The sequence below is a fragment of the Yersinia enterocolitica genome, from assembly GCA_002082245.2.
GTDB classification, from domain to species: domain Bacteria; phylum Pseudomonadota; class Gammaproteobacteria; order Enterobacterales; family Enterobacteriaceae; genus Yersinia; species Yersinia enterocolitica_E.
This window is the reverse complement of record NBTC02000002.1, coordinates 1,924,937-1,943,764: the sequence shown is the minus strand read 5'-3', so window position 1 is coordinate 1,943,764 and position 18,828 is coordinate 1,924,937. Positions and strand designations below refer to the sequence as shown.

Sequence of the window (18,828 nt, the reverse complement as noted above, 5' to 3'; positions counted from 1 at the left end):
CCAAACCACTTCCATTTATTATTTAGGTACAAAGAGGCGATGATTTATGGCTCCACTTGGCTCACGGATATATGCGAATACACCTTCTTTTCCACGATAACTACCAGATATCTCTAGCTTTAGACGCTCCACACCATCACCCCCTGTAATTACTGATATTTTCCCCTGACCAGCATGACCATCTACTGATTCTGGGAACGAATGGAAGTCCCCAGAAGAAGCTTGTTGTTTGACTTTATCTGTGTACGCCGTCCCTTTGAAGAAATCACCTGCACTAATAGGGCTATTTTTATCGGATGACTCAGAGATATAACCAGTATTTGTATTATCTATCGGTTTAGGATTGATGAATATTCCATCATTTTTCCCTGGCTGGGTTTCAGGAGATATAGTGATAAGATAGCTATTCTTGTCGGCCTGATTCGGCGTAACTAACGTAGTTCCCTTATTCACATCCTGTACAGGATTTTCCAGCTTACCTGAGCTTTCCGTACCCGCTTGTTGGTCACCACCGGTATGAGCAGGAGCATATTTATCCTGAAGCGAACTAAGATATTTACTGGTGATCTCATCGTTACCCATCATCTGCAGGGTGATTAAGTGATCTAGTTCGTCAGAAGTCATCTTATCGGCAACTTCTTTGGCTGCCGCACCGGCTAACCCTGCGATACCTGCTTTTGCCCCTATCTCCAGCAACTGCTCTGCGACCTTGCTACGACATGGAGCAGCGATGGCACAACCTTCTGCAACAACTTTGAGGAAGTTATTCTCCACCGCATTTTTCCCAGCTTGCGCACCCGCAACCGTATCAGCGGTGCTGTCACCCGTCAATCCACCAGCCAATCCTGCGGCCAGAGTCGCCAATGCACTGACCGTTTGCTTCTGGTCTTCGGAGAGATTGTCCTTGTCCCAGCCCATTGCGGCGATAATCGTCGGAGCCATCAACTCGGCAGTGGCCGCGCCCGCAGCACCCGCCAGCGCACTGTTGCCACTGGCATAAGCGGTGACAGCACCCAGCACGGCGTGTGCCATCACATTAGCCGCCTGATTATCTCCGGTGCTTTTCTTAATCACTTCAGCCAGATACGGCGCAGAAGCCCCCACTAGTGCCTGCGCCATATTTCCTCCGGCCAAGCCCTGTATGGCTGCTGTCGCGGCCTGAAGACCTTGTTGCAGTGCACTGCCGGTGCCGTATTTCTGCATTTCGGCTTTGTATTCTTTTGTCTCACGCAAGGCTTCCGCATCGCCTTTCAACGTCGGATTGGCCTTCAGCGCTGCTTCCAGACCGATGATATCCCCTTGCGTGCGCGCAATATCCATTGCCTGACCGCCAATCTCGCCAATCAGCTGTGCTTCTTTCAGGCGATTCTGCTCTTTCTCTTTATCAAAGATAGGATTGATGCTGCCGTTGGCATTGTCGGTGTCGCGGCTCAGGTCATCGACATTCTGCTGTTGTTTATCGGTGTCACGAATAGTGATGCTGCCCTCACTGACCGCTGCCTGCGTGGTACCTTCGGCATGACCGTCATTACCCAGACCCGACAGCACCACACTGCCCAGATTGCTCAGCAGGTCAGACCCCACCGGGCCACCGGTACTCAGACTGCCCCCTTGATGTTCCGCTTTAAAATCGGCTTTATTTTCAATATTGCTAAAGCCCAGTGTGCCGGTATCCAGACTGTTTTTGCTCTTGTCCGCGGTGCTGGCAATCACTGCGCCATCGAGCTGAGTGTGTTCACCCACGGTGATATCAAAGCCGCCAGAGCCTGCAAAAATACCGGTCTGCTCCTGTACCGAGTCATAATTGCTGTGCAGCTTATCTTTACTGATGCTCAGGTTGGCAGAGCCACCGCCGCCGACCACCGCCATGCTGACACCGCCGCTGGTACTGGTCTGCTTCGCATCATAGTTATCGCTGTCTTGCTGGCTTTGCAGTAACAGGTCACGGCCGACATCCACTTTGACAGTTTCACCGCTGGCTTGCGCACCTATCAGCGAAGTATCACGCCCGCTGCTGAGCGACAGTGTGCCGCCTGTGTCAATCTGCGTTTCAGTCCAGAAGGTGCCGTCGCCGCGCTCATTGCCCTGACCCTTGTTGGCATTGGCAAAGATGCTCAGGCCACCGCCAGCGCTACCGAACCCCAGACTGACCCCCACACTGCCACCGCTGCTGCTGTTGCTGCCGTCGGTTTTCTGCGTGTTGGCGGCACCGAGCAACAGCACATCACGCGCCGCATCCAGGGTGGTATCGCCACCGGCTTTGAGCTGGCTGCCTTGCACCACAATATCGCCGCTGTTCGCCGGGTTCCCCTCACCGGTGGCCGTCACGCTCAGGTTGTTGCCCGCCGTCAGGGTCGAGCCTGTCACACTGGTCTGTTCCTGATGTTGCTGCGAGGCCGATTTTTGTGAGCCTAATGAGGCACTGACGCCGAACATGCTGGCAGTATCGCCCCCTTGCGCCTGTACCAACTGACCGGCTTGCACCGCCTGCGCACCACTGAGTGCCGCTTTAACCCCTTGCAACGCAGACAGTCGGCCATTGCTCTCTTCGCGGGCATCTTTGGCGGTGGTGACCGCGGTATTGAGGGCGCTGCCAACCGCGCCAGACAGTGCCAGTGTCAGGCCGCTACTTTTTTGCTCAACGGTATGGGTCTGGCTGCTTTGATTCTCCGCCGCCAAAATAGCGACGTTTTTACCGGTCAGACTGATGTCTTTACCGGCTAACACCTCGGAGCCTTGCACCGTCAGATCTTCACCGGCGGTCATGCTGACATTGCCCAGCACACTGCCGACCGTGCTGCCCACGTTGGAGATAGATTTGCCAGTGTCGGTGGTTTTTTGGCTGTTGCTGCCCACCGTGACACCAATGCCGCCGGTGCTCATCAGGCCGGATTTTTTCTGCTCGAACAGGTGAGATTCGCTCTCGCTCTGTTGCGCCGTGCCGACGGTGATGTTCTCTTTTGCGCGCAGATTAATGTCGTTATCGGCCACCACATGACTGCCGATGACCGCGATATTTTTGCCGCTGACATCAATGCTGCCTGCCGATAGCATGGAGCCGACCGCCAGCGTCTGGCTAATACTGTCTTCGGTGCGCGTGGTGGTGCTGGAGGCCAGTCCTTTTTTAGTGCCAGTATGATTACGCTGTTCGTCATGCTGTTCACTCTGGGTGGTGAGAGTGACATCGCCGCCTGCCGCCAGATTCAGTGCGCCATGGGTTTGTACCGCACTGGCACTGATATTGATGTCTTTTGCCGTCTGCAAATTGATATCGCCGGTGGCGTTCAACTGGCTGCCGCGCAGCGTTTCATCATAGAGATCCACTGAACTGGTATGGCGCTTGCTCGACGATTCGCCGGTGACGTGCAGGCTGTCGGTCGCTGCACTCAGGTTAATGTTCTGCGCCTGCACATCCACCGTGCCGGCGTTAATGTTAGCCCCCACCGCAGTCAGGTTGTCGACGTTGGCCGTCAGCGCACCGCCGACATTCACCTCGCTGCCCAGATGGCGGATATGCTCACTGGTGGCGCTGCCACTGCCATAATTCGTGCTGATCTGGTCGCTGCTTTGTACCGTATTCAGCAGCCAGTCGCCGCCCGTATTGACTTGAAGATCCTGACCGACATTGAGGCCCGCGCCTTGTTGGATAAAGTCACGCTCGGTATTGATAGTCGCGTTGTTGCTGACATTGATGCTCGCCAATGGCCCCAGAATCGTTTGATTCCGCAGCACCGCACCATTATCACTGCTGAGTTGCTCACTGCCGGTGCGCAGGATCACATCGCGACCGCTATCGAGTTGCAGGTTGGTGGCATTTAACCGCGCGCTGGTCAGGTCAATATCGCTGTTCAGTGTACTGAGCCGCATATTGCCACCGGCCTGAAGTAAGCCGCCGCGGTTATTGAGCGTGATGCCTTGCGCCATGCTAATGCTCAGGTTGTTGCCGGCTTTCATCGCGCCCTGATTAGTGAACCCCTGAACCTCGGTTAAGCTGATATTCTCGGCGGCAATTAATGCGCCGTTGGCCTGTAAATCGCCCGGCTTGACCCCCGCCAGATAGACCACCGGCACCAGCACGGTTTGCCCGGCGACTTCGCGGCTTTCCATCAGCACGATATTACGGGTCAATGCCACCATCTGTTCCGCACTGAGGTGGGTGCCGAGGGCAAGATTGAACGTCTTGCTGTACTCGAGTCCCGCCGCAAAGAGCTGTTCGAACTGCTCCTGAGCGCTGCGGTAATCACTGGCGACCGCCTGACCGGTCAGTGCCAGTACCTGATCCCGCACCAGACGCTGTTCATAGGCGTTATCCCCCAGGCGTTTGAATATCACATCCGGGTTACTATTCAACTGCTGGAGCACGTAGTCTGATCCGCGCCAGTTATTCAGATTGGCAAACGCCGGGTTAGTTTCAATCAGATAACCGCCGCTGACGGTGTAGTCGGTATTGAACTTATACAGTCCACCGTTGGGCTGTGTCAGGGAGATACCGTTAAACTCGATGGCCAGATCTTTTCCGCTATTGTCGCTACTCTGGGGAGGCGCAATGGCACCGGGGTTGGCACCGTTATTGATCGTGGTGCCACTGCCGCTGAGGGTTTGTGCGGTAATACTGGAGGCATATTGGTTAGTCGCGCGCTCACTAACCTCAGGGCCCCAAGAGGTGCCCCATAAATCGCCTTTGTAGGTCCGATAACGCCACTCACCCGTGGATGTTGTTTGTTCAATCAGGCGTTGTGCATTCCCCCAACCATCCTGGTTCAGGGTGACACCCGAAAGATCAATCTCTCCCTGCGCACTGATTTTACTCCAGAAGTTCTCCAGCGTATCCACTTGTGGGGTCAGGTTCCCACCGGCCAGCAGTTGCGCCTCTGGGCTAATGTTATCGATGCTGTTATAGGCGATAGTCGATGTATAATCGGTGCCAATATAGTCGCTATTCATCGAGCCGCCATGAGGCGGTTCAGCATAGCGTCCCCCCGGAATATCAGGGTTTTCTTCTGTCCAGACCGCGGACCCATTCACGGTGTCGGCCACAACAAAGTTGCTATTGGCGGTGAGAATATGACGGCGATTGGTCAGTGTCGTGGCGTAAATCAACATATCTTTGCCGGATTCAATCAAACCCGAAATATTGAGCACCTGAGCCGCCGCCAGATAATTGCCGCTATTGTCCAACGCACCGGCAAAGATAACCTTGCCCATGCCTAAAAGGGTGGTGGTTGGGGCGGAATCAGTGTTGGTGACGGTATCACTGTTTTCAATTACCGGTGCCAACAAGGCTAAGGTGCCGTTTTCATCGGTGGCACCGATCAGGGCACCAGGGCCGGAGTTGGTAATACGCTCCCGTGCTTTAAGCGTGGCTTCGGCACTGATCAGGGTGCCGGTGTTGAACAGGGTATTGGAGTCGGTATCGAGTCGCCCGCGGGTTAATATCTCACCACGGTTAATCAATGCGCCCGCTGCGCTGAGGCTGGCTTGCGTTGCAATAATATGGCCGCTATTAAGCAAGCTGCTTGAATCGGTGCTGAGTTTGCCACCCGCTAATAATTGCCCGTCATTGGTTAACGCGCCGCGGGTGGTTAAGGTTAAATCATGTCCGGCCTGCAGTGTCGAGTCGGCCAGATTGCTGAAATCACGCTGTAAATCAAGGGTCAGATCCTGACTGGCGGTAACCTTACCGGCGTTATTGTCAAGCTGGCCCAGATTCAATGCGATGTTATTCGCCGCCAGTGTGCCACTTTGGTTATTGAGGGTTTGCCCGGCACTTGCCCCCGCATTAATGGTCAGCGTTCCAAGGGCGAGAATATTGGCGCGCTGCGTACTGATATCGCCACTGTTGGCGGTGATGTCTATCTCTCGGGCTTGGGTATGGCTGTCGGTCAAATCAACCCGGCTACCGGTTAGCGTCATTGCACCGGCGGCGAGGGTCTGCCCTTGCGCGATCAGCTCCTGACGGGTGGTTACCCTCAAGTCACCGTTATCCATCAGGCGGCCATCACTGTGTACGCCCGCCGCTAACAGGCTGCCCCCGTTGCTATCCAGGCGCTGTGCATTGACCGCCACATTGCCTTTAGAGAGCAGGGTGCCACCTCGGTTATTCAGATAACCCGGCAGATTCAGGTTGAAGTCCGTGGTACCGGTTTGCGCTATCACCCCGCCAACATTGGAGAGCGATTGGGCGTTCAGCGTCACTTGATCCGCAATCAGTCTGGCGCTGTCGGTACGTAACAGCGCGGCGGTCGACGCAGACAGGTTGCCACTGGCTAACAGTTCAGCGCCGGTGAGATCGATAGCGCCACCTTGTGCGGTGAGTGTCAGGTCACGGCTCTGTGTTTGGCTGCCACTCAGATCGATACTGTGCGCGTTAAGCACTTGCGCCGTCCCGCTAATATTTTTGCCTTGGGCGGTTAACATCCCGCTGGCATCAACGCGCAAGGTGCCACTGGTGATCGCGCTGTTGTCGGACTTGACACCGGCACCCAGTACCGAGTTGCGGCTACTATTGACTTCTGCCGCGCGCAGCGAGGTATCACCCGCCGCCGCGACAGTGCCGGTGTTATTCAACTTGCCTGCGGTGGTGAGCTGGGTATTGCCCTGCGCATAGAGCACACCTGCGTTCGCTATACCGGCGGCGGTATTCACCGCCAAATGTTGAGCACTGTTGATCTGACCGCTGTTGACCAGCATGCCATCCGCCGTGATAGTGATATCGCCGGCTGACGCCCCTATCTCACCAGCATTGCGCACCCCGACACCGGTTTCAGTCCCGATCAGGCGAATTTTACCGGCGTACATGCCACCCAAATTGGCGACATCCACCGCCACGGTAGGGCGGGCGCTGCCATCGTCGGCTTTGGTGGTAATATTTTGGTGCGCGGCGTCAACCTGATTGCGTCCGGCGGTGACTTTTAGATCATTGGCCCAGATACCGGCATTGACTTTAACCGAACGGGCAATCAGGTCGGTATGGTCCTGACGGCTGCTGTCCAGACCTTTGCCCTGAATAACAATCTCACCGCGATCCACATTGTAGCCAGTGAGTTGGCCGTTATTGAGCTGTGCCTGACCGGTGGTTAAGGTCGCACGGTTGGCGTTGATAAAGCCGCAGCCATCACAGGTAATGCCTGATGGGTTGGCGATAACCACCTGCGCTTTGCGGCCAGCGACCTCGATATAACCGTTAAGTTTACTCGGGTCGCGACTGTTGACTTCGTTGAGGATAATACTGGCTTCACCGCGCGCCAGCGACGGGTTACCGTTGACAAAACCGCCGAGTTGGGTCTGGTTGACACCGTGGCCGTTATTGAGGAGCACCCCGCGATTATCAACATCGAACTGGCTGTAAACGTTACGCGAAACCCCACCGCTACTGGGTGTCTGGATATTGACCTGTGGCGTACCGTTGGCACTGCTGATAATGGTCGGCTGTTGGTTACCCGGCGCACTGGCATCGGAGACAATATTGGCTTGCGCGGATAACGAGACGCAGCCCAAGGCCAGTAACAGACTAAAACTCAGCGACGATAAGGTACTGATACGGCGGCGTTGAGTATGTCCAAGACCTGATGAGGGCGACGAGGCGGCCCGACCGGAGGCGGCGATATCGGCTACCACCATTAATAAGCCACGCGCCTTGTTAAATACGATACGGTACAGGTTCTTATTCATGGTGACTCTCAACAGCTAAAGGGTTAATAAGGTGCATCAGTATTGCCAGTTCAGGTTAAAGCCCACCGTCACTGAGTCGGCTTTGAAGCCATCAGGTTTTGACAGCGGCTTGCCAGCAAACAGGTCATAACGGGTATTGAGCGCAGTGCCGCGCACACCGACGACACTGCCCGCCAGATGGTGGCCCAGCAGATAAGGGTCGCTGCGACCGCTGACCTCGCCGTAATCCACGCCGACATACAGTTCATGGCCTGGTAGCGGGGTATACCAGCCGAGATCATTGCGCACCGTCCAGCCGCGATCGGCATTCAGCGTGCGTTCGCCATCAAATCCGCGCACTGACCAGCGGCCGCCGATGGAGAATTGATCCTGTGGTGTCAGGGGTGTGTTGGTGCTTTGCCGTTGATATTGCAGGTTGTAATGGACGTTTTGCGTCGCAATCACAAAAGGAATATCCAGTTGCGCATTCAAACGCAGAATTTTGCTCAGGGCAGTGGCTTCGCCGAAATACTCTTCTTGTGCCGGTACTGCACCCAACCAGCGGGTGCCGCGCTGGTAACTGATACCTGCGTCCAGTGTGGCCTGCGAGATAAAGTGGCGATGTTCCAGCCCGACACGCCAGGCCGAGGTACGGCGGCGCTGCACTTCAATTTCGGTATCATTGATATAGTTTTTCGACGAGCGGGTCAGCACATCGTAGGTCAGGGTAGTTTTTTGGCTGGCATTGCGGTGCAGCAGGCGGCTGAGTTGCAGCGTGACGTTCTCCGTCTCCCCCCGGTAATGGATATCGCCATTGAGGCCTGCCACCGTTTGGTGGTAGTCATAGCTGCTGGCGGTGATGCCCGCGGTCCAGTAACCGAACGGCAGCGAGTAATGGCCGGTGAGGTTATTGGTGCCTTTGTCGCCGCGATTTTTTATTGAGCCACCCGCAGAGACATAAAACAGGTCACTCAGTGAAAGCGGGTTATCCAGAAACAGGGTTGCGCCCCCTTGATAACGGCCGGTACTGCGGGTGCCGGAGTCATCCAGTGAAGCCGCCAGCCGCCACATTTTGCTCTGCTGCCAGCTCAGGGCGATATCGGTCTCGCCGGGGGCATCACCCGGGACCAATTCCATGCTGGCTTGCACGGTGGGGACGCGCTGTAGGTTCTCCAGTCCTTGCTCGATATCACGCAAATCCAACAGGTTACCAGGGCGGGCAGGGAAGGCACTGAACAACGTGACATGGCGGTCACTGCCGGGCGTCAGCTCAACATGGCGTATTTTGCCGGGCACCACGTGTAACGCCAGCGTGCCGCGGTTTAAGTCCTGCTGCGGGGCCAGTACCCGGGTGGTGACATAGCCATGGTCGATCAGGCGGTTTTGCATCTGGCTCATCAGCAGGTTAATGCCCTGGCCGCCCAAACACTGGCCTTGCGCCTGATTGGCGATACGTTGCAGTGGCAACCAGCGAGGTAATGGCTCTGCGCCACTGATTTTTATACGATCAATGGCAAAGCAGGGGTGCTCAACCGGGAAGATAATACGGCCCAAAGAGGCCGCTGGCGCTGATAAGCGCACATCCGGTGTTGCGGGGGCCAAACGCTCTTCCAGTGCCCGTTGCCGGGCCTGTTGATGAATACTTTGCTCAACGGGGGGGAATTCCGCGCCATAACTGACAGGCGAAATAGCCAGTAACGGGAATAACACACTCGCGATAAAGGAGAAATAACAGGCGCGCAGCACAGGGCATATCCTCTTTGCCCGGCTGGGGCAGAATAAAAGGGCTGAATAAAATTTCGCCGCATTATGCCTAGGTAAAAGTTATTTTCAATCTATTTTCAGAATATAAGAAAATATGAGAAATAACTCGTGTGATTCATGGGAAATATCCTACAAAAAGGCGTTTTTGTGGGAAATATCTTGTTGATTGTCTTTTTTTGAATAAAAAATAAAAGAGAGGGAGTAATAAATATCGCCGTAAATAAGATGCCCCTCAGAGGAGGGGCAGAAAAATTAGAACCGTAGGCGGAATCCGATATTAGCTGTTACCGGTGTTTCAATTTTTGAACCATTGAGATAATTCACTTCAGCAAAAATAGAAGTGTTACTGGCAACGGTGGCATCAATACCCACACCATATTTGCCGACATTACCGGAGAAATTGTTATCGAAGCCAATACCGTTAATGGCGACGGTATTCGTTTTGATAAATTCACGGGCAATAGCCAGTTTAACGTAAGGCTTGACTGCCATTTGATTGACGGTATAAGAAGCCGACAATATCGTGCCTAACTCACCTTGCACACTGTCTGCTTTCGCCACGTCCGCAGCCATTCCGTTACTGAGGGTATAATCTGCACTACCTATACGTGAATAACTCACTTTGCCATAGGGTTCCAGTACCAGGTTGTTATAAACAGGTAACTGATAGCCACTTTCTACCGAGGCGGTAAACGCATTCTGGCTGTATTCCGCCCGCGCGCTTTGCGTACTCAGTTCATTATTAAAACGGTTAGCTTTCAACACCGTATCAATATAAAGTCCGCTTTTATCCAGGTAGGTTAGGTAGAGGCCACCACTGTAACTGCGAATATCACCATTGGCCCCCGCACTGTGAGTGGCTTTGACATCTGATGAACTGTAGCCGGTAAATGCCCCAATTAGCACATTACCCCGGTTCAATCCCAATTGTTTATCTGCCCCGATCTCCATACCGTTCAAGGTATTCTTGAAAGCGACGTTTTTATTGTCGGACAAGCGGCTATCATCGGTGAGATAACGCGCCCAAACGCCGACGGTGCCATCAGCATCGGTTTTCAACTCGCCCTGGCGCTGGCGCAAGGTACTCAATTCCGCATTCAGGATATGCCGTGGTGCTGCCGCCATATTCAACACACCTTGTGCCGCAGAGCTGAGCACGGGAACCGCCGTGTTTGGCCTGTTCGGCGTTATGCCGGGGAGGTCGGCTGCCTTGGTAGCTAAATACCAGTCAGTACTGCCATTGCTTTCCTGACTGTATAGCCCGTATTGGTAAACGCCTAAATCCACCACGCCGCCCGCATTAAGCAAACGGAACTGAGCATCGCCACGATTAATATGCACCAAGGCCAGGCTGTTGGCAGATTGCGGTTCTTTACCGCTGTCCTGAACGGTAATACCAAATTGGCCGGTCGCCTGCTGCGAGACCGTAATAAAATCACCGGCATTGCTGGCAAGCTGGGTAGTCATCGCAAAATTACCCTGACCAGACAGATTCTCTATCTCCAGCCGGTTAAATTGCCCGCCGGCAGAATAGGGCAGCAGGTTGATATCCCCCCTTGCATCGTCACATTATTGATGCGGGTAACCAGCACCGGTCCCAAGACTTCAGGAGGAGAAACCGGCACCACACTTGCTCCTATCCAGGAAGGGCCAATGTCGACTAAGCCAGCCACATTGAGGTTCTCAATGGTAACATTGGCAGGCAGGGCGGGATTGTTGGTGGTCACATCGCTGGTATAGGTATCGTTATTGGTAATAAACAGTTCCGCACCCGCCGCGATATTAAGATAACCTTTCGACTGGCTATTGAGTCCTAGATTCATATAGCCGCCATTATTTATCTGGCTATCTGTCACGATCCCTGCGGTTTTAACCTCAAGCAACCCGCCCTGATTAACAACAGTACCGGTTGCAAAAGCATCGGTAACCTGTAACCAACCGCCATCACCCACGGTGGTATTATTGGCTGTACCGGCACTGCTCCCGTTGGTGATAGCAATTGCGACTCTCGTCATTATTCCATTATTGGTGGAGCCATAAACCCAGCCATTATTAATGACGCCACCGTTACGTACAATTTGTTCGCCACTATCGACGACTTCATTGTTGACGGTTATTCCCTCTACAATCGGTGTAAAAGCCAATACCTGAGCAGGTAATGTAATCAAAGACAGACTAATTGCTCCGGCCAAAAATGTTTTGTCCATAAAACCTCAAAAAGATTAAACGTAATGTAATGATGTTATGTAACCCGTTGCAAAAAGAGAGGCTCTGTCCTTGGAACAGATTAAATATAATGTTTATCCGTGGTGATATGCCTTGGGAGGAAATACGCTGAGTCTCAAGAGTTATTTACTCCAGATAAAAGAATATTACCTTATATTTTTGCGCGATGAAGGTATCACATTTTCTCTTGGAACTATAATAGGATTAAAGCTGTTTTTTGATAGATGCGGCAAAGAATGAAGTGAGTTCCTATTGTGTGAGACTTTTCTTGATTACGATCAAGAAAAGTCTCAAATAACATCAAAACTATTCTTGTAAATAACACCAGATTTATTGCTGGTAAGGATGGCGGGTATTTAGGCTATTTCTGGATTCACCCATGAAGAACCTGATAACACGCCACCATCAATGGTAATCGCTTGCCCGGTCAAATAGGCCGAGGCAGACGAGCTTAAAAAGAGTACCGCGCCAATCAAATCATCTGGGTTACCTAAACGCCCTTGCGGAATAAAGTTCTGGAACCATTTTGAACGATATTCGTCATCCCACAAGGGGCGCGTAAATTCGGTTTTAATAAAACCAGGTTCAATCGCATTAACTTGAATATTGTCACCCACCCATTCGCGGGCCATCGCCTTGGTTAATTGGCTGACGGCTGCTTTTGATGCGGCATAAACAGAGATCGTATTGAATGCATGTTTCGCGCTAAGTGAGCTGATATTAACGATTTTACCGCCACCCTGTTTCGCCATATAGGGTTGGACGGCTTGTGCCAAAAAGTAGACGCTACGTAAATTAATATCAATGATGGCATCAAAGTCTTCAGCAGTGACATCTTTAATAGGTTTTCTGCGATTGACACCAGCACTGGTGAGCAAAACATCAATCTGCCCCAGTTTGTCATACACGGTATCGACCAACTGTCGGCAAGCCGCGACATCACTCAAATCAGCGGTAATCGATAAGGCGTTGCCTCCTTCAGCTTCAATCGCTTCTTGCACCGGTTTGATACGTGCGATGTCAATATCGTGTAATGCCACGGTCGCACCAGCATTTGCCAGCGCCTTACTTAGCACACTGCCAATCGCTCCGCCAGCCCCAGAAACCAGCACCACTTTGCCCTGTAAAGAAAACAACTTATCAATAATATTACTCATAGATACCTTCAGATAGTGACCTGCTGACGCGACAGCCAGCATTGAGATAAAATGTTAAACGCCGTATCTCCACGAAAAGCTACAATTCAACGGCACGGGTGGGATCAATAATCCATTCACTCCAAGAACCTACATAATGTTTGGCATCCCCCAGACCGGCATGCGCTACAGCCAACAGATTCTGTGCCGCAGTGACCCCAGATCCACAGTAAAATACTGTGCGATCAATCGGCACATCCCCCAATAAGCGGGTGTAATGCTGGCGTAACTCTTGTGGTGAGCGAAATTGCCCATTGCTATCGAGCGTGTTCGCACGGTCAGCCAACCTGGCGCCAAGAATGTGGCCACGAACGGGATCATGATAGACCCCCCCGCCATGGAAACCTTCTTCCGAGCGGGAATCAAACACCGCCCACTCAGGGTTCTGGCGAACGTTATCGACCAGCGTTACGTTCGCGATATAATCAGGGCGCTCTTGCGCAACGAAGGTGGCAAAAGCCGGTGGCGGAATCTCGATGGTGGTTGGGTAACCGGACTTAAGCCATAAAGGCCAGCCGCCATCCAATACCGCCACCGCATCATGTCCCAACCAGCGCAACATCCACCATGTTCGTGATGCAGCCATCAATCCCCCGCTTGCGTCATACACAATAACTTGGGTGTTGGGGCCAATTCCCCACTGAGACAGCGTTTTTGCAAACACATCAATTTGTGGCAGTGGTCGCCGGCCGGTATGCCCTGGAATGACGGTGCCAGATAAATCAGTGGCCAAATTTGCATAGTGAGCGCCGGGGATGTGCCCCACCAAGTACTGACTTTGCCCCCAACTTTCATCATCCAGTGTGAAGCGTGCATCCAAAATGACCCAATCGGTATCATGTAGATGTTCAGCTAATTCTTTGGCAGAAATTATTGTTTTGTATGTCATAAAACCCCCTGGTAAAAATAACGGGTCTGCGTTTATACCGGCAGGCCGGGTAGTGGAATATGTTCCGCAATCAACCCCTGCGTTCTTAAGGTATGCCAAAATGCTGTTGGAATAGGGTGCTGAAAACTCAATGAATTTTGCGTAACTTCAGCGAATCTGGAGGGGCCGTACAGCACACTAGTGACGGCACTGAATCCTAACGGAAATTGCAAGGCGGCCGCCGCGAGTGGCACCGCAAAGTCAGCCGCGACGGCTTGCAGTTTTTTGACTCTATCAGCAACAGAAACCGGTAATTTGCCATAGTCATAACGTGCGCCATCATGGATGCCGGTCGCCAATACACCGGAGTTAAATACGCCGCCAATGACAATGCCGGCCCCTTGTTGTTGCGCCCGCAATAGCTCGTCAGCGTAGATCTCTTGCTCCAGTAAGGTGTAGCGAGACGCTACCAGAAACACATCTAAGGGATAGCGATCCAGAAAGCGGTTAATCATACCCGGCTCATTAATTCCAGCCCCGAACGCGGCAATCTCACCGGCTGCTTTCAACTCTTCCAATGCCCTGAAACCGCCAGACTCCAACTCTTTTAACTTGCCAAGTAACGCTTGCTCATGGGGGAAATAGCCAGTATCTAAGTCATGGATATATAAAATATCGACTTTATTGATCCCCAATCGCTGTAGGCTGTCTTCATACGAGCGCAAGATGCCGTCATAGGTGTAATCATGGACATGGTCAAAGGCCAGGCCACCTTGCCAGGGTGCTGTTTGGAAGGTGTCACGCGAGCGGGGCGCTAACAAGCGTCGGCCTACTTTGGTTGACAGCACATAATCGTCACGATGCTTTCTATACAGAAATCGCCCGGTTCTATGCTCTCCTTGGCCGCGCCCATACCAAGGTGCGGTGTCATATAAGCGGATACCACTATTCCATGCGGTTTCTAGTGTTGCTTGCGCATCCTGTTCAGTAATTTCTTCGAACAATTCGCCGAGTGGGCATGTTCCTACCCCAATGGTCGGTATTTGCAACCCTGATCTTCCCAGCGGCCGTGTATTTTCTAATCCCATCATTTCACCTCGTGATACTTAATCTCTCTCGGGCAGAACTTGCTGCGCAGTGGCCGCTGACAAATAGGCCGCCTCAAGCAAACCATAGGTTAATAAACTGTCCCGCCCCGACGTCTCCGGTTCGCGATTCTGGCGCAAACACTCAATAAAATGGCGTTGCGTATGCACCACGCTGTCCTGAATCTGTTTCCATGGCTCACTCGTCCATGAACGCGCGTCATGTTCGATCTTTTCTTGCCGGGACTCACCCTGGGTATGGAGGGTTAGCACCTGATCGGCGCCAATTAACAAGGTGCCTGCGGTACCTTCAATCTCGACCAATGTTTGTGGGAAGGGGTCTGGATAGCGTTGTGAGGCATAGCTGAAATCGAGCACTGTCGTTGCGCCATTCTCATGTGAGAGCAAGAGGGTGGCAGCATCTTCACCGGCAATACCCACCTTGATTTGCTGCGTGCGGCAAAACACCCCCTGAACCTCGCCAAATAGGAATCTCGCCAGATCCAATAAGTGGATCCCGACGTCCATGATCATGAAACGTTTAACTTTTATCAGATAAGGTTGGTTCGAATAGACATCAATGGCGGTTCGCCAGGAGAGCCGGCCAAAGGTTAATTGGCCCAATTCACCACGGTCGATAATTTTTTTGGCGGCCCTGAATACATTCTGAAAGCGAAAGTCTTCATGGACCATCAGCGGCACATTCGCGGCTTGTGCCATGGCAACCATCCGTCGGCATCCCGCAAGGTCGGGCGCAAACGGTTTTTGCACAATCACCGCGATGTGGTGTGACACCGCAGTGCGAACCAAGGCTTCATGGGTTTCCATCGTGGTGGGAAGATCGACAAAATCTAATGTTTGTGCCGCCAACAGCGCATTAGCATCGTCGGTATAATGCGCGATGCCGAATTTCTCTGCCGCTGCTTTGGCTTTCTCAATATCCAGATCACATACCGCGACAATGTCGACATCTTCAATATCTTTCCAACCGGCCAGATGATTTTGGGCAAAAAAGCCACAGCCAATAACGGCCCCTTTCAGTTTTGAAGTCATTTATTTAATGGTCTCTGATAACTGATTCTTGCGACCGCATAAGCATCCAGACTGATGCCCTGACCAATATCCCGTGCCTCACTTGCTTGGCGGAATAGCTGTGGTGATAGTGCGGCCTGCTCACTGTGAGCAACATCCAGGATACGAACCTTTACAAGATCCACATCTGCCACCGTGACATTCACCGGTTCACTGGCAAGATTGGCAATCAACAAGATGTTTTCACGGTTTTCCTGCCAGCCAATAACGGCCAGTTTTTCATTGCTTGATGTCACCTCAAGGCGCGGTTTACCACTGGCGGAAGCCAAATCAGCCACCACATGAAATAACGGATACACGCTACCTTGACTCTGTTCATCCCACCACTGGCGGGCATAGCGCTGTTTAGTTGAAATCACGCCAAACGGCCCGGTCGGTGCCGCCAGAACCAAGCTATCAATGCCATATTTTGCGATTACGGCGGCGTAGCCAACATGCCACGCCGCAGCAAATAGGCCGCGCTGGCGAGGATCATTCGCGGCCAGCCCCACGCGGGCAGAATTCGGATTAACGACCGGACCCTCGCCATATGGGTTTAACCGCGCGCCAATCCCAATAGGGCCAATGCGATATGGCACATTGCCAGCGATGTGCCGAGCGGAGCGAATGATGTGTGGTAATGACTGCAAGGTTTCTATTACTGAGGCATCATCCGCCGCATGAACGGTGGGTGTTGTCGCATGTGTAATAAAATCAAATGCACCAAGAGAAGGGCGCTTGCGGTTGAATTCAGTAAAGAATGCAGGGCTTCCGCCCCCTACCGGAATACCAGGGAAGGCGTTTTTAGCTTCAGCATAGATAGTGGTATCAGTGGGGGATGGTGGGCGAACCTCACCGGGCTGGAATGAGCGTTCATCCGTTTTGGCGAAAATAGCCACTGATACCGGCGAGATGCCAACATCTTGCAACAGTTTTGCTGCCTGTGCTATCTCCGGTGCCGGGTCATGGCTGGCGGTTAACAGTAATTCAACCGCTACCGGAAACGTTGTGCGGGAAGCCAGTTGGCTTGCGGCGGCGAGATGTTCAATATTGTGTGACGAGGAGGGGTCATAGCGCAGCAAAAAATGTACCGGGCCAATATTGGCCAGTTGTGATGTATAAGCGATAGCCTGTGCACTCTCATCAGCAGACAGCCCCAAGCCAATGGCTGGCATGGATTGTTGGGTTAGCGCGCCAACATCCACGCGGGCAATGGGTGCCGCATCAATGACCGGTTTATCTGGTGATCGGTTGGTGTTGTCGCTGATATGAATGATGACTGATTGATGCAACACCTGCTCTGGTAGCAAGCGATAGGGATAAGGCAAACCAATCGGGCGGTTGTATATCTTAAAAGAGGCATCCGACCAATTGCGATGGTCTTCGGCTTCAAAAATATCACCATCAAATCGAGTGACAACGGAGATATTCTCAATCGGCCGATGGGTAATTGCCCGAATATTGAATATAGGTTGCCCAGGGCTGATGGCATCAGGGATGGTTAAATCGGTACTTTCTCCCGTCGCATGTTCGACATGAACGGTGGTACCGGCAAACCCGACCAAGGGATACAGTACAACAAAACCGGTACGATTGGTTTCAAAAGAGGTGTCGGCAGCAATACGGGCGCTTGCTGACAATGTTCCATCGCTACGGCCTGCAAAGTGGATATTGACCCTGAGTTGTTCGCTGCCATTAACGTAATGTGCCTGATAGTTCACTTTAAAGGCATCATCACTCTGATGAATATCCAACCCACTAATCTGCGGTTCTGGCGTTCCCCATCCCGGAGTGCGAACCAAGAAGGTCACCGCCCGTAAAATTTCTACGCCATGCCAGCGAATCCAACGTAAAGATCCATTGTCAAATTCAGCGGATAAAGAGGTTGCGGACAGAGTTTGTTTGGCCGCCTCGATGACAGAGGTGCCGGTAAGGAAGATAGCTCTGCTCATCTTTTTTGCCTCTTGATGAAAATATCAAATGTCACGGCGGCAACAATAATGATGCCGATCAGCAACTGCTGTATGTATGGGGATATATTTAGAATGACCAGTCCGTTTAACAACACACCAATCAGCAGTGTGCCAATTACCGTTCCCCAAATACTGCCGGTTCCGCCATACAAACTGGTGCCACCAATAACTACCGCCGCTATCACATACAATTCATACTGGTTACCCGCCACGGCTTCTGCCGAATTCAGGCGTGCGGTGAGTAAAAAGCCGCCTAGCCCGGCGAATAATCCGGTTAGCGCATAAACACTGGTCACCACGCCTTTCACATTCAGGCCACATAAACGTGCCGCTTCAGGATTCGATCCAATGGCATAAATGGATCGGCCATAGCGGGTAAAGTGCAACGTGAGTGAGGCAATAATCGCGACCAGCGCAAAGACGATGACTGGCACCGGAACCGGGCCAACCATGCCACGCCCCCACCAACCAAAGGCTTCATCAACCCCACTGACCGGGCTGCCATTACTTATCATCAGCGTTAGCCCGCGAAATACGGTCAGCCCGCCCAAGGTCACGACAAAGGCGGGTACAGTCAGGCGGGCAATAATCAATCCTTGTAATGCGCCCGCTAGTCCGCCGGTGATAATTGCGGCCAATGCTGCCCATTGCCAGGCAATTTCCCGCCCATCAGAGAACAGCATAAACTGGCCTTCAATACCGCCTTTGGCGACTACCGCGGCGACCATTCCCGATAAAGCGGCAATCGCCCCGACGGATAAATCAATGCCACGGGTCAGAATAATAAATGTCATTCCCACCGCGATAATGCCGTAGATAGAAACTTGCCTGACAATATTAAAAAGATTGATTGATGAGAGAAAACGCGGAGCCAATAACGTAAATAGCGCCATCAGCAACACAAGAAAAATAAGTGGGGCATAACGCGCCAGAAGAGCTTTTTTCTTATTGCTGTTTTGATTTTTAATCAGGATTGTCGAGCTCATAGTCATATC

The 18,828-nt window shown here is 52.5% G+C and carries 8 protein-coding genes and 1 pseudogene; all 9 read right to left on the bottom strand.

The features are described 5' to 3' along the window. Positions 1 to 18: 18 nt before the first annotated feature. The gene (locus A6J66_010330) at positions 19 to 7,683 is read right to left on the bottom strand and encodes a hemagglutinin (protein PNM24545.1); all 7,665 of its coding nucleotides are present in this window, start codon (positions 7,681 to 7,683) and stop codon (positions 19 to 21) included. A gap of 24 nt (positions 7,684 to 7,707) precedes the next feature. After that, positions 7,708 to 9,393 carry a ShlB/FhaC/HecB family hemolysin secretion/activation protein gene (locus A6J66_010325; protein ID PNM26973.1) on the bottom strand — a complete coding sequence of 562 codons (1,686 nt, stop codon included), beginning with the start codon at positions 9,391 to 9,393 and terminating at the stop codon, positions 7,708 to 7,710. 273 nt (positions 9,394 to 9,666) lie between these two features. Continuing rightward, a pseudogene (locus A6J66_010320) lies at positions 9,667 to 11,621 on the bottom strand (autotransporter outer membrane beta-barrel domain-containing protein). A gap of 375 nt (positions 11,622 to 11,996) precedes the next feature. Continuing rightward, positions 11,997 to 12,839 (bottom strand): 3-oxoacyl-ACP reductase, encoded by an 843-nt coding sequence (locus A6J66_010315; protein ID PNM24544.1) that lies wholly within the window; start codon positions 12,837 to 12,839, stop codon positions 11,997 to 11,999. 37 nt (positions 12,840 to 12,876) lie between these two features. Next, on the bottom strand, positions 12,877 to 13,725 hold the full coding sequence (locus A6J66_010310) for a sulfurtransferase (protein ID PNM24543.1): 849 nt from the start codon (positions 13,723 to 13,725) through the stop codon (positions 12,877 to 12,879). Positions 13,726 to 13,757: 32 nt separating this feature from the next. Further along, positions 13,758 to 14,792: an aldo/keto reductase gene (locus A6J66_010305; protein ID PNM24542.1), complete on the bottom strand. Its 1,035-nt coding sequence runs from the start codon at positions 14,790 to 14,792 to the stop codon at positions 13,758 to 13,760. Positions 14,793 to 14,810: 18 nt separating this feature from the next. Continuing rightward, positions 14,811 to 15,842 carry a gfo/Idh/MocA family oxidoreductase gene (locus A6J66_010300; GenBank protein PNM24541.1) on the bottom strand — a complete coding sequence of 344 codons (1,032 nt, stop codon included), beginning with the start codon at positions 15,840 to 15,842 and terminating at the stop codon, positions 14,811 to 14,813. Further along, on the bottom strand, positions 15,839 to 17,812 hold the full coding sequence (locus A6J66_010295; protein ID PNM24540.1) for a hypothetical protein: 1,974 nt from the start codon (positions 17,810 to 17,812) through the stop codon (positions 15,839 to 15,841). The genes A6J66_010300 and A6J66_010295 overlap by 4 nt, the downstream gene beginning before the upstream one ends. After that, on the bottom strand, positions 17,809 to 18,819 hold the full coding sequence (locus tag A6J66_010290; protein PNM26972.1) for an ABC transporter permease: 1,011 nt from the start codon (positions 18,817 to 18,819) through the stop codon (positions 17,809 to 17,811). The genes A6J66_010295 and A6J66_010290 overlap by 4 nt, the downstream gene beginning before the upstream one ends. Positions 18,820 to 18,828 lie beyond the last annotated feature (9 nt).